The organism is Massilia sp. 01N410 (assembly GCF_056399665.1).
This window is the reverse complement of record NZ_JBFTRV010000018.1, coordinates 44,341-57,303: the sequence shown is the minus strand read 5'-3', so window position 1 is coordinate 57,303 and position 12,963 is coordinate 44,341. Positions and strand designations below refer to the sequence as shown.

General features: G+C 67.8%; 8 protein-coding genes. 5 read left to right on the top strand and 3 right to left on the bottom strand.

Annotated elements, in window-relative coordinates; genetic code table 11:
* Positions 1 to 76 precede the first annotated feature (76 nt).
* Together AC1DOP_RS21245 and AC1DOP_RS21240 are read left to right on the top strand one after the other, a co-directional pair.
* Complete coding sequence (locus AC1DOP_RS21245) at positions 77 to 1,879, top strand: FAD-dependent oxidoreductase (protein WP_477253172.1); 1,803 nt, start codon at positions 77 to 79, stop codon at positions 1,877 to 1,879.
* Positions 1,880 to 1,882: 3 nt separating this feature from the next.
* A complete protein-coding gene (locus AC1DOP_RS21240) occupies positions 1,883 to 3,340 on the top strand; it encodes a nitrilase-related carbon-nitrogen hydrolase (RefSeq protein ID WP_477253170.1) in 1,458 nt (485 codons plus the stop codon).
* On the opposite strand, the gene ahr is transcribed toward AC1DOP_RS21240, so the two are convergent.
* From ahr to AC1DOP_RS21225, 3 genes are all read right to left on the bottom strand, one after another.
* Positions 3,307 to 4,329 (bottom strand): NADPH-dependent aldehyde reductase Ahr, encoded by a 1,023-nt coding sequence (gene ahr / locus AC1DOP_RS21235; protein ID WP_442123572.1) that lies wholly within the window; start codon positions 4,327 to 4,329, stop codon positions 3,307 to 3,309. The two genes, AC1DOP_RS21240 and ahr, sit on opposite strands and share 34 nt — an antisense overlap.
* 97 nt (positions 4,330 to 4,426) lie before the next feature.
* Entirely contained in the window at positions 4,427 to 7,165 is a 2,739-nt protein-coding gene (locus tag AC1DOP_RS21230; protein ID WP_477253168.1) for an alpha-1,6-glucosidase domain-containing protein, read from the bottom strand.
* A 19-nt stretch (positions 7,166 to 7,184) separates the two neighbouring features.
* Entirely contained in the window at positions 7,185 to 8,747 is a 1,563-nt protein-coding gene (locus AC1DOP_RS21225) for a POT-type proton-dependent oligopeptide transporter (RefSeq protein ID WP_477253235.1), read from the bottom strand.
* Positions 8,748 to 9,158: 411 nt separating this feature from the next.
* On the opposite strand from AC1DOP_RS21225, the gene AC1DOP_RS21220 reads away from it, so the two are divergent.
* From AC1DOP_RS21220 to AC1DOP_RS21210, 3 genes are all read left to right on the top strand, one after another.
* The gene (locus AC1DOP_RS21220) at positions 9,159 to 10,805 is read left to right on the top strand and encodes an alpha-amylase family glycosyl hydrolase (protein ID WP_477253166.1); all 1,647 of its coding nucleotides are present in this window, start codon (positions 9,159 to 9,161) and stop codon (positions 10,803 to 10,805) included.
* 1 nt (position 10,806) lies between these two features.
* A complete protein-coding gene (gene glk, locus AC1DOP_RS21215; protein ID WP_442123568.1) occupies positions 10,807 to 12,642 on the top strand; it encodes a glucokinase in 1,836 nt (611 codons plus the stop codon).
* 123 nt (positions 12,643 to 12,765) lie between these two features.
* Positions 12,766 to 12,924: a hypothetical protein gene (locus AC1DOP_RS21210; protein WP_442123567.1), complete on the top strand. Its 159-nt coding sequence runs from the start codon at positions 12,766 to 12,768 to the stop codon at positions 12,922 to 12,924.
* Positions 12,925 to 12,963: the final 39 nt, after the last annotated feature.

Sequence of the window (12,963 nt, the reverse complement as noted above, 5' to 3'; positions counted from 1 at the left end):
TCGCCACAAAGTGTTTGCCCGGCCGTCCGGCTTCCTGCATCCTTGTTGCGAACAAACCAACAACGAGGGATGAAGCATGAAACGACGCGAGGTTTTGAAAGCTTCCCTGGGTGCCGCGCTGGTAGCGGGCGGCCTGCCCGGACTGGCGCGGGCGCAGGCGAAGGGGAAGGCGGTGCTGTACCGCGTGCGCCCCGGTACGCCCGGCTGGCCAGGCGCCGCCGACTGGGAAGGCCTGCGCCGCGCCACCTCCGGACGGCTGCTGAAGCTGGCCTCGCCCTTCGCCGGCTGCGCCACCGATGCCAGCGCCTGCGCGGCGACCCGCGAGCAGCTGAAGAATCCATACGCCGTCGGCGACAATCCCGCGTTGACCCAGACCAGCGGCTGGCAGGACGCCTGGCTGTCGCAGCCGAGCGCCTATGCGGTCGCGGCGCGCAATGCGCTTGACGTCGCCGCCGCCGTAAACTTCGCCCGCACCCACAAGCTGCGCCTGGTGGTCAAGGGCGGCGGCCACAGTTACAAGGGCGGCTCGAACGCGCCGGATTCGCTGCTGGTGTGGACCCGCGCCATGAACGACGTCACCCTGATCGACGCCTTCGTGCCGCAAGGTGGCACGCAGGCCGAGGCGCTGCCGGCGGTGAGCGTCGGCGCCGGCGCGATGTGGATCGACGCCTACACGGCCGTGACCACCAAGGCCGGCCGCTACGTGCAGGGCGGCGGCTGTACCACGGTGGGCGTGGCCGGGCTGGTGACGGGCGGCGGCTTCGGCAGCTTCTCGAAGCGCTACGGCACCGCCGCGGCCAGCCTGCTTGAAGCGGAAATCGTCACCGCCGACGGCCAGGTCCGGATCGCCAACGCGCACACCAATCCCGAGCTGTTCTGGGCCCTCAAGGGCGGCGGCGGCGGCACCTTCGGCGTGGTCACGCGGCTCACCCTGCGCACCCACGAACTGCCGCCGACCTTCGGCGGCGTGTTCGGCGACATCACGGCGGATTCGGACGCGGCATTCAAGGCCCTGGTCGCACGTTTCATCGCCTTCTACCGCGAGCGCCTGTTCAACGAACACTGGGGCGAGCAGGTGTCCCTGCGCGAGGGCAGGAAGCTGCACCTGGCGATGGTCTTCCAGGGCCTGGACGGCGCCCAGGCGAAGGCGGTCTGGGCACCCTTCCTCGACTGGGTGCGCGCCAGCGGCGACTACAGCTTCAAGGAGCCGACCATCATGGCGGTGCCGGCGCGCCGCTTCTGGGACGCGGCGTTCTGGGAAAAGACCGCGCCCGCCATCATGGCGCGCGACGACCGCGAAGGCGCGCCTGCCCATCACGCCGTGTGGCAGGGCGACCGCGGCCAGGTCGGCTGGTATATCCACGGCTACGAATCGAGCTGGCTGCCGGCTGCCTTGCTGGAAGAGGGCGCCCAGGCGCGGCTGGTGGACAGCCTGTGCGCGGCTTCGCAGCAGTGGTGGGTCGAGCTGCACTTCAACAAGGGGATCGCCGGCGCGCCGCCGCAGGCGCTTGCGACGACCCGCGATACGGCGACCCACCCCGGCGTGGTCGATGCCTTCGCACTCGCCATCATTGCCGGCGGCGGCGATCCGGCCTATCCCGGCATGCCGGGCGCGAACGTCGACGAACAGGAAGCGCGCCGCCGCGCCGCCAAGATCCGCCGGGCGATGGACCCGCTGCGCAAGGTGGCGCCGAATGCCGGCACCTATGTCTCGGAAAGCGACTTCTTCCAGCAGCGCTGGCAGGATACCTACTGGGGACCCAACTATCCGAAGCTGCTGCAGGTGAAGGAGCGCTACGATCCGGACGGCCTGTTCACGGTCCGCCATGGCGTGGGCAGCGAGCAATGGAGCGCGGACGGTTTCACGCGCAAGGCCTGAGCGATGCGCATCGATCGTAAGCACTTGCTCAACGCCGCGCTGGCGGTTCTCGGCGGGTTGATGCTGCGCTGGAGTTTCGGCCTGCATCCGGTCTGGTGGCTGGCCTGGGTGGCGCCGGCGCCGCTGCTGGTGGCCGCGCTGCGCAGCTCCAAGCGCATGGCCCTGGGCTGGTCTTTGCTGGCTGGCCTGATCGGCGCCAGCGCCGACCTGCACTACCACACCCTGGTGATGCCGCTGGCGCCGGCGCTGTTCGTGACCCTGCTGCTGGCGCTGTTGTGGGTGCTGGTGGTGTCGCAGGCGCGGCGCGTGATGCTGGCGTCGACGTCGCCGTCGCCGTGGACGGTGCTGGCTTATCCGCTGATGTGGTGTGCGGCGGACACCCTGCTGGCCCACTTTCACCCGGACGGCAACTTCGACAGCATCGCCTATTCCCAGGCCGGCTTCCCGCCCGCGCTGCAGCTCGCCTCGCTGCTGGGCGTGTCCGGGCTGGTGTTCGTGCTGTCGCTGCTGCCGGCCGCGCTGGCGTGGGCGGCCGTGCACGGCTGGCGGGCGGCGCGCTGGCCGCTGGCCGCTTCGCTGCTGCTGGCTGCCGGCTGCCTGGGCTTCGGCTTTGCCCGCATCCCGGCGGCTGTGCCGGCGCAGGGAGAGCTGGTCGGCATGGCGGTGATCGACGATTTCATCGGCCCGCGCGTACCGGCCGCCCAGGTCGAGCGCATCTGGACGCACTACGAGCACCATGTCGACACCCTGGCGGGGCAGGGCGCGCGGCTGGTGCTGCTGCCCGAGAAGATCGCGGTGCTGCGGCCGGCGCAAGCGGAGCCGCTGCGATCGAGGATGGCGGCGCTGGCTGCCCGCGCCAAGGTCTGGCTGGCCCTGGGTGTCGGCATCGACGACGGCCACAGGACCAACCGCCTGTGGCTGTTCGCACCCGACGGCAGGCTCGCCGCCGACTACGTCAAGCACCACCTGGCGCCGCCCGAGCGCGACTTCGCCGCCGGCTCCGCCTTCGCGGTGCAGGCGATGGCGGGACACCGCTATGGCCTGGCGATCTGCAAGGACGTGCATTTCGCGGCGATGGGACGCGACTATGCGGAACTGGGCGCCCAGGCCCTGCTGGTGCCGGCCTGGGACTTCGGCGAGGACGGCGACTATGCGGCGCGCCTGTCCGCCGTACGCGGCGTGGAAACCGGCATGCCGATGCTGCGCGCGGCACGCGAAGGCCTGCTGACGATCAGCGATGCCTACGGCCGCGTGACGGCGTCGACGTCTTCGGCGGCGCTGCCCGGCGCGACCCTGCTGGGCCGGGTGCCGGCGGCGCTGCCGGGAACGACGCCCTACACGCGCAGCGGCGACCTGTTCGGCTGGCTGTGCACGACGGCGGCACTGCTGCTGGCCTGCTTCGGCGGCCGCCGCTGGACTGGCCTCGTCTACGCGAAATCGGCGTCGAGCACGATCCGGTAACTGGCCTTGCCGGCCCGCAGGTGGTCCATCGCCTCGTTCACCCGGCTCATCGGAAAGTGCTCGACCTTGGGCGCGACGTGGTGGTGGGTGGCGAAGCGCAGCATGGTGTCGATCTGGGCGCGGCTGCCGGTCGGCGAGGCCGAGATCGCCCGCTGCCCCATCACCAGGCTCATTACCTGCACCGGCACCGGTTCCAGCACGGCGCCCAGGAAGTGCAGGCGTCCGCCCGGCGCCAGCAAGCCGATCACGGCATCCCAGTCGAGCGGCGCGTTGGCGGTGATGAAGACGAAGTCGAAGCTGCCCGCCAGGCGCTGCATGTCGGCTTCGGAGCGGCTCGACGCCACATGGTGGGCGCCGAAGGACATCGCCTCCTGCACCTTGCTGGGCGAGGAGGTGAAGGCCGTGACCTCGCAGCCCCAGGCCTTCGTGAACATCAGGGCCATGTGCCCCAGGCCGCCGATGCCGAACACCGCCACCCGCGCGGTCGGCGGCACGTGCAGCTGCAGCAGCGGCGCGAACACGGTGATGCCGCCGCACAGCAGCGGCCCCGCATTGCCCGACGCCAGCGCATTCGGGATCGGCACGCTCCACACCCAATGGGCGCGCACGCGGTCGGCAAAGGCGCCGTGATGGCCGACGATGGTCGCCTGCACGGTCTCGCAGAGCTGGAAGTCGCCGCGCAGGCAGGCCGCGCAATGCTGGCAGCTGCGCACGTTCCAGCCGACGCCGACGCGCTGGCCGAGCGTCAGGCCCTTGGTCTGCGCGATGGCGCCGAGGCCGACCACGCGCCCGATCGCTTCGTGTCCCGGCACGAAGGGATAGGTGGTGATGCCCCATTCATTGTCGAGCATCGACAGGTCGGAGTGGCAGACGCCGCAATACTCGACCTTGATCTCGACGTCTTCCGGGTCCAGCGCCCCCGGATCGTAGTCAAAAGGAACAAGCTGGCCGCCCGCGGACTGTGCGGCCCAGGCCCGGATCTTTTCCATGCCGGTTCTCCCTGAAGTGAGGGAAAAAGTCTAGCACCGGCGGCGGTCAAGGCCTGTTTCGTTTCTTCCTGGATGCGCCAGCGCCGGCTAGGCCGGCTCAATCCTCCACGAACACCACCGCCGTGCGCGGCGGAATGTTGAACGCGCCGGTGGCCGGATCGAAGCTCGCCTGGGTCGCGCGCTTGTCGGCCGCGTTCGGGGCCAGGAACACCGGATGCAGGTGCAGCGCCTTGCCGGCCGCCCGGGGATCGGTCACGGTGTGGCCGACCTTGTCGACGTTGATGAAGTAGCTGATCCCCCTGTAGTTAGCTCCCGGATAGTTGGCGCCCGGGTAGCCCGCGCCGTCCAGGTGGGCGGCGACCACGGTCGGGTTCTGGTTCGAACCGGTGTTGAAGAAGCGCAGGCGGCGCTTGATCTCCGCGGCGCTCGGCAGGCGGAACAGCGTCGAGCTGGCGCGGATCGCCAGCAGGTCGCGGAAGGCGTCGCGCGCGAAGGCGATATCCGACGGCGCCGGCTTGAAGGCCGGGCTGGCCAGCAGGGGCTGCAGCAGCGCGTAGTCCTTGCCGTTATCTTCCGCCGGCGGCAGGCCGGTGCCGAAGTAATTGTCGCGGTAGGTCCAGTCAAGGCGGTTGAACCAGTCGCCCGAGTTGAAGCTGTTGCGGTCGAGGGACTTCGAGCGCAGCACGTCGATGCCGGCGTGGTAGTAGGCGATGCCCTGCGCGAAGGCGTCGACGGCCATGCCCAGCACCTGCACGCGGGCGCGTTCGAACGACGGGGTCGAAGCCGGCAGCTTGAATACGTTGTTGTCGAACAGGGTCTGGTTGTCGTGGTTCTCGACGTAGTTCACGACTTCCGACGGTTCGCTGGCATAGCCGGCCGGCTGGCCGCCATAGTCGATCGCTTCCAGCTGCACGGTCTTGTCGTCGAAGGTCTGCAGCGGATAGCTGCGGATCGAGCCGGCCAGGCCGGCGCGCACCATGTCGGCGGCGCGCAGCAGTTCGCGCGGATCGTGCCGGCCGTGGCCGTTCGGATCGTAGACCAGGCCGTTGATCCAGCCCTGGCGCGCGAACAGCGCCTCGCCGGAATCGCCGGCCGAGCCGCCGCGCACGGCGTCGCGGGTGCGGTCGTTGAAGGTGCCGATGCCGCTGCCGTTCAGCGAGAGCTGCGACGCCTGCACGAAGCGCGCGCCGTTGGCGACCTCGCCGAAGTTCCAGCCTTCGCCGAGCAGCTGCACGGGATGGCCGGCGGCGGCGTTCACGGTCCGCTGCAGCTGTTCCATGGTGGCGCGCGGCTGGTGGCCCATCAGGTCGAAGCGGAAGGAATCGATCTTGTACTGGGTCGCCCACAGGGCCACCGAATCGATCATCAGCTTGCCCATCATGAGGTTTTCGGTGGCCGTGTTGTCGCAGCAGGTCGAGCGTTCGATGCCTCCCGTCGCGTTCAGGCGGTGGTAGTAGCCGGGCACGATGCGGTCGAGCACCGATTTTTCAACCTGACCGGCGCTGAAGGTGTGGTTGAACACCACGTCCATGCCGACCCGCAGTCCCAGCTTGTGCAGGCCGTCGACCATCTCGCGGAACTCGACCACGCGGCGCGCACCGTCGCCCGGATCGGTGGCGTAGCTGCCTTCCGGCGCGTTGTAGTGGTAGGGATCGTAGCCCCAGTTGAAGCAGTCGGTTTCCGCGGTCTTCCTGACCAGCGCCTGCTGGGCCTCGCTGTCCGGCGCGCCGGAAGGCTTGGGCACCGCGCAGCCCGCTTCCGGCACGCTGCCGATGTCGTAGACGGGCAGCAGGTGGATGTCGGTCAGGCCGCTCTTCGCCAGCGCGGCCAGGTGGCGCATGCCGTTCGAGTCGGGGCGGGTGAAGGCGCCGTACTTGCCGCGCAGGCGTTCCGGCACGCTGGCGTCGTTGATCGAGAAGTCGCGCACGTGCAGCTCGTAGACCACCATGTCGGTCGGGGCCTTGACCGTCTGCGGCGCCGGCGTGGTATCCCAGCCGGCCGGCTTCAGGCGCGGCGAATCCAGGCGCGCGATGTAGCTGCGCTTCGAGTCCGTGGTCAGGCTGATCGAATACGGATCGGTGACCAGGTTGCGCACGATGCCACCGCCGTCGACCGGCACGTCGACCGCATACTTGTAGTACTTGCCGGTGAGGTCGCCCGGCACCGCGGCGTTCCAGGCGCCGGTGGCCGGATCGAAGGCCAGCTGGTAGACGGCGCGCGCGGTCGAGCTGCCCGTGTTGTAGACGCAGACGGCGGCCTGGCGGGCGGTCGGCGCCCACAGGCTGAAGCTCGTACGGTTGCCGGCGATGTCGACGCCGAGCTTGTCCAAGTTGCCGGCGGCCGCATACAGGTCGTCCAGCGCGCCCGCCACCTGCACGCGCGTGGCCGCGCGCACGATGCCTTGCGCATCTTCCTGTACCAGCACCAGCTGCTGGCGGTGCAGCTCGCCCATCTTCGACACGTCGGCATCGATCAGCTGCAGCACCGGGCCGGCGCCCACCCATTTGAAGCGCTCCGCCAGCGCCGGCGGCACGGCGCCCTTGTCGAGGGAAAGCGTCAGCGCACCCATGCTGCCGGCAACCTTGCCGCCGACCGGCGCGGCGATCGAACCGGTGGGCGAGTGGTAGAGCTTGAACACGCCGTCCGCGGGGGCGCCGGGGAAGGCGATCAGGCGCCGGTCGAGCCAGACGGCGCGCGCATCGAAGGATGCCGCCGCCGGGTGCAGCACGGTCTGGAAGGACTTGCTGTCGCAGGCTTCGGGAGAGATCGCGGCGTGGACGCCGCTGCTGGCCAGCAGGGACAGGAGGCCTGCAGCGGTAATGGTTTTGCTTGTCATCGGATAACTAATCTAAAAATCACGCGGCTGCCTCGGTGCGGTAGTTATCGACCACGCGGTAGCGGGTCGCGTACCAGCCGAACACCAGCGCCGCAAGGAAGGCGAAGGCCGCAAAGAAGTACATCTGGAAGGCCATCACGCCCAGGCCGGTATTGGCGATATGGCCGAGCACCGCTTCGTTCTTGACGCTGGCGTTCACGATCAACACCCACAGGCTGCCGACCGTGACGGCCAGCGACCAGAAGGCCATGATCACGCCCTTCATCGAGCTTGGCGCCTGGCTGTAGGCGAATTCGAGGCCGGTGGCCGAGACCAGCACCTCGCCCATGGTCAGCAGGGCATAGGGCAGGATCTGCCAGGCCATCGAGACCGGGGTGCCGCCATCCATCACGACCTGGATGGTGCCGATCGCCACCCAGGACAGGGCGGACAGGGCGATGCCGGCGGTCATGCGGCGCAGCGCGGTCGGCTCCCAGCCGAGTTTGCGCAGCAGCGGGAACACGGCGATATTGTTGAAGGGGATGAGCAGCATCACCAGCAGCGGATTCAGGGCCTGCATCTGCGCCGGCTCGAAGCGGAATTCGCTGCCGAACAGCGAGAGGGTGGGGCGCATCATCGCATTGGCCTGCACGATCCAGGTCGAGGCCTTCTGGTCGAACAGGGACCAGAACGGCGTCACCAGCGCGAACACGATCAGGATGCGCAGCACGCCGCGCACGCCGTCGACGGCGTCATCCGGATGCAGGCCGCGCGCCCGCTCCAGCTGCAGCGCCACGCCGATGCCGCCGAAGGCCAGCAGCAGCACCAGCGCCGTGCAGGCGGCGATCACGAAGCCCCAGCTCGGGGTCATGGCCAGCGAGACCACGGCGCCGACGGCGCCGACGCCGGCCACCGCCAGGCCCGGACGGCCTTCGCGCCCATCAACCGAGCGTTTGGCCAGCAGGGCGCTCTTGGCCACGTTGAGGAAGGAGTGCGGATTCGGGGGGCTCGGCGGCACGTGCACGTACTTCTTGCGGCCGCTCCAGAACACCAGGGTCGCGACCAGCATCAGGATGCCGGGGATGCCGAAGGCGACCGAGGCGCCGTAGTCGCGCAGGAAGATCGGCATCAGCAGCGAAGCGAAGAAGGAGCCGAAGTTGATGATCCAGTAGAAGGCATCGAAGACCAGCTTGGCCTTGTGCTTGTTGGTATGGTCGAACTGGTCGCCCACGAAGGACGACACCAGCGGCTTGATGCCGCCCGAGCCCAGCGCGATCAGGAACAGGCCCAGGTAGAAGCCCTGCAGGTGGTTCTCGAAGGCGGCCAGGCAGGCGTGACCCGCGCAGTAGACGAGGCTGAGCCAGAGCACGGTGTTGTACTTGCCGAAGAAGCGGTCGGCCAGCCAGCCGCCCAGCAACGGGAAGAAGTAGACGCCGATGACGAAGGTATGGAACACGTGCTTGGCCTCGCCGGCGCGCTCGGCCTCGGGCAGGAACAGCAGCAGCGAGGAGATCAGGAAGGGCGTCAGGATGTTGCGCATGCCGTAGAAGCTGAAGCGTTCGCAGCCTTCGTTGGCGATGATGAAGGGGATCTGGCGGGGCATGCGGCCGGTTTGGACCGGGGGCGGGTTCTGGGTCATTGAGGCGTCTCCTGTGCTCGGCTTGTTCAGTCACCGTTGGCGTTGAAACGTCGTCCCCGCGCAGGCGGGGATCCAAGTTGCATGCATCTCGGCAGCGCAACGAACTTGGGTTCCCGCCTTCGCGGGAACGACGGCATTGCCGCGATGCTATGCAAGCAAGCCCAGCTTGGCAACAAGAACTTCTTTGGCAAGTTCGCCACCCTAACATCGAATCTGTAGTTTGACTACTATAGGGCCGTATATTCTTCAGTTGGATTTTCGATAAGCCAATGATTTTCAAGGATATTTACGAAAATTCATCATTTTCCTCCCGATTGTCAGTCCAGTATTGATGCTGTATATTGCGTAAAAATTTACCAATCGGACACCATCATCATGAGCACTCCCGACGCCAACAATCCGTGGTGGAAAGAAGCCATCATTTACCAGGTCTATCCGCGCAGCTACCTCGACACCAATGGCGACGGCGTCGGCGACCTGCCCGGCATTACCGCCAAACTCGATTACATTGCCGGCCTGGGCGTGGACATCGTCTGGCTGTCGCCCTTCTTCAAGTCGCCGCAGAAGGACTTCGGCTACGACATCGCCGACTACTGCGACGTCGATCCGATGTTCGGCAGCCTGGCCGACTTCGACGCCCTGGTCGCCAAGGCGCATAGCCTGGGCCTGAAGATCATGATCGACCAGGTGATGTCGCACACCGCCGACAACCACCCGTGGTTCGTCGAGAGCCGCTCCAGCCGCGACAACCCGAAGTCCGACTGGTATGTGTGGGCCGACCCGCTCGCGGACGGCAACCCGCCGAACAACTGGCTGTCCGTGTTCGGCGGTTCGGCCTGGCAGTGGGATACCCGCCGCAAGCAGTACTACATGCACAACTTCCTGGTCAGCCAGCCGCAGCTCAACTTCCACAATCCGGACGTGCAGCAGGCCCACCTGGATGCCCAGCGTTTCTGGCTCGAGCGCGGCGTCGACGGCGTGCGCATGGATGCCTGCGTCTTCCACTTCCACGACCGCCAGCTGCGCAGCAATCCGCCGGCGCTGGTGCGCGACACCTCGACCGTGACGGACGTGAACCCCTACGGCATGCAGGCCCACATCTACGACAAGACCCAGCCGGAGAACATCGCCTTCCTGCAGCGCGTGCGCGCCCAGCTCAACGAGTTCGGCGCGGTGTCGATCGGCGAAGTCTCGTCCGACGATGCGCTGGCCCAGATGGCCGAGTACACCGAAGGCGGCGACAAGCTGCACATGGCCTACAGCTTCAACCTGCTGACGCCGGAATTCAGCGCGGCCCACATCCGCAAGCAGGTCGAGGAATTCAATACCCGCGTGAAGGATGGCTGGGCCTCCTGGTCGGTCGGCAACCACGATGCGATCCGCGTGGCGACGCGCTGGGCGCGTGGGGACTCGGTTGCGAAACCTTCGACGGCGCTGTCGAAGCTGGTGCTGGCGATCCAGCTGTCGCTGAAGGGCACCCCCTGCCTCTACCAGGGCGACGAGCTGGCGCTGCCGGAAGCGGACGTTCCCTTCGAACTGCTGCAGGACCCCTACGGCATCACCTTCTGGCCGGAGTTCAAGGGCCGCGACGGCTGCCGCACCCCGATGCCCTGGACCGCACATGACGCGAACGGCGGCTTCACCACCGGCAAGCCCTGGCTGCCGGTGCCGGCCGAGCACCTGGCTTTGGCGGAAGACCTGCAGGACAAGGATCCGCAGTCGATGCTGAACTTCCAGCGCACCATGATCCACTGGCGCCGCACCATGCCGCAGCTGACCCGCGGCGAGATCGCCTTCTACGACGTGCCGGAACAGGCGCTGGCCCTGCGCCGCGACCTGGACGGCTACCCGTCGGTGCTGGCCGTGTTCAACACGACCGACCAGCCGCTCAGCTTCGAGTGGCCGCAAGCGGCCGGCGCCAGCAGGCTCGAAGGCCACGGCATGCCGGGCGAGGTGGCGGGCAGCACCGTGAACCTGCCGCCGTATGGCGCCTGGTTCGGCAGCCTGGCAGCGAAAGCCTGATATGCAGGAGCTGCCGGATCATGTCCGCACCGCCTTCGCCGACGGCCCGCGCCTGCTGGCCGACATCGGGGCGACGCACGCACGCTTCGCCCTGCAGACGGCGCCCGGCACCTACCGCTCGGTACGCGTGCTGAGGTGCGACGAGTTCGACGGCATCGTTCCGCTGCTGCGCTTCTACCTGTCCGAACATGAGGACGTGCGCCTGAACCATGCGGCGCTGGCGCTGGCCAATCCGGTCGACGGCGACTACGTACGCATGACCAACCGGCCCTGGGCCTTTTCGACCGACGAGGTGCGGCGCGAGCTGGGCCTGTCCACGCTGCTGATCGTGAACGACTTCACGGCGCTGGCGATGGCGATTCCGGGCCTGAAGCCGGAGCACCTGATGCAGGTGGGACCGGGCAAGCCGGTGCCGCATGCGGTGCTGGGCGTGCTGGGGCCGGGCACCGGCCTGGGCGTGTCCGGCGGGATCCCGACCGTGGACGGTTTCGTCACCCTCGGCAGCGAGGGCGGCCACGTCAACTTCGCACCCAGCGACGAGCGCGAGTTCGCGATCCTGCAGGCCGCCTGGCGCGAGTGGACCCACGTGTCGAACGAGCGCCTGATCTCCGGCCCCGGCATGGAGATCATCCACCGCGCGCTGGCCGCGCGTAACGGCGTGGATGCGCCGGCGCGCGATTCGGCCGCCATCATCGCCGCCGCGCTCGACGACAAGGACCCGCTGTGCCTGGAAGTGCTGGAGTGCTTCTGCGGCATGCTGGGCGCCGCCGCGGCCAACCTGGCGGTGACCCTGGGCGCCTTCGGTGGCATCTTCATCGGCGGCGGCATCGTGCCGCGCCTGGGCGAGTGGTTCAGGACCTCGCCCTTCCGCGCCCGCTTCGAAGCCAAGGGCCGCTTCTCGGGTTATATCGCCGACATTCCGACCTATGTCATCAGCACGCCGCACGTCGCCTTCGACGGCGTGGCGAACATCCTGTCCGAGCACCTGCGCGGACGCAGCGGCGACAACACGCTGCTGGACCGCATCCGCCAACTGCAGCCGGAACTGACCCCGGCCGAGCAGCGCGTCGCCAGCCTGGTGCTGGAGCAGCCGCGCCTGGTGCTGAACGAGCCGATCGCCGGCATCGCGAAACTGGCCGACGTCAGCCAGCCGACCGTGATCCGCTTCTGCCGCTCGCTGGGCTTCCTCGGCCTGGCCGACTTCAAACTCAAGTTCGCGAGCTCGCTGACCGGCTCGATCCCGGTGCGCCACAGCCAGGTGCGTCACAGCGACAGCACCCACGACCTGTCGGCCAAGGTGATCGACAACACCGTCTCGGCGATCCTGAAATTCCGCGACCAGCTGGACGTGCGCGCGATCGACCGCGCGATCGAGCTGGTGAGCCGCGCCAAGCGCATCGAGTTCTACGCGATGGGCAATTCGCGCGTGGTGGCGCTGGACGGCCAGCACAAGTTCTTCCGCTTCCGCATCCCGACCGCGCTGTACGGCGACTCCCACCTGTTCTCGCTGGCGGCCGACCTGCTGGGACCGGGCGACGTGGTGGTGGCGATCTCGAACTCCGGCCGCCTGCCCGAGCTGCTGGGCGCCGTCGACAAGGCGCGCGCGGCCGGCGCCGACGTCATCGCGATCAGCAGCAGCGACTCGCCGCTGGCCAGGGGTGCCAGCGTGGTGCTGGCGGTCGACCACCCGGAAGACAACACCAGCTTCCTGTCGATGATCTCGCGGGTGCTGCAGCTGCTCCTCATCGACATCATGGCGGTGGGGGTGTCGGTGGACGTGCACCACGCGCGTTCATCGGCGACGCCGCCGGCCCTCATTTCCCATCTTGATAGCTGAGATTCAGCGGCGGCGCCAGCCATTTGCTTGAGTGATGACTGGCATCAGAACATGTCATTGGACGATATATCGGCATGTCTTTAACATGGTCACCAATCCCGAATCCTCTTCGAAAGGTGCATCATGTCCAACCAGTCCAGCGCAGTCGCCCAGATGGAATCGATGGCTTCCCCGGCTTTCCGCCAGCCGGGCGAAAGCTTCTGGCGCAGCCTGTTCAATGCGTGGGTGGCCTCGTATGGCAACCGCGTCGACCCGGAAGGCAACGTGATGATCGAGGGCTGAGTCAGCCCCAAAACCGTCATTTCCGCTTTCGCGGGGATG

What these genes read in the sequence shown, in the direction of transcription:
- AC1DOP_RS21245 (WP_477253172.1), top strand. Translation starts at nt 77, where the DNA reads ATGAAACGACGCGAGGTTTTGAAAGCTTCCCTGGGTGCCGCGCTGGTA.
- AC1DOP_RS21240 (WP_477253170.1), top strand. Translation starts at nt 1,883, where the DNA reads ATGCGCATCGATCGTAAGCACTTGCTCAACGCCGCGCTGGCGGTTCTC.
- ahr (WP_442123572.1), bottom strand. Translation starts at nt 4,329, where the DNA reads ATGGAAAAGATCCGGGCCTGGGCCGCACAGTCCGCGGGCGGCCAGCTT.
- AC1DOP_RS21230 (WP_477253168.1), bottom strand. Translation starts at nt 7,165, where the DNA reads ATGACAAGCAAAACCATTACCGCTGCAGGCCTCCTGTCCCTGCTGGCC.
- AC1DOP_RS21225 (WP_477253235.1), bottom strand. Translation starts at nt 8,747, where the DNA reads ATGCCCCGCCAGATCCCCTTCATCATCGCCAACGAAGGCTGCGAACGC.
- AC1DOP_RS21220 (WP_477253166.1), top strand. Translation starts at nt 9,159, where the DNA reads ATGAGCACTCCCGACGCCAACAATCCGTGGTGGAAAGAAGCCATCATT.
- glk (WP_442123568.1), top strand. Translation starts at nt 10,807, where the DNA reads ATGCAGGAGCTGCCGGATCATGTCCGCACCGCCTTCGCCGACGGCCCG.
- AC1DOP_RS21210 (WP_442123567.1), top strand. Translation starts at nt 12,766, where the DNA reads ATGTCCAACCAGTCCAGCGCAGTCGCCCAGATGGAATCGATGGCTTCC.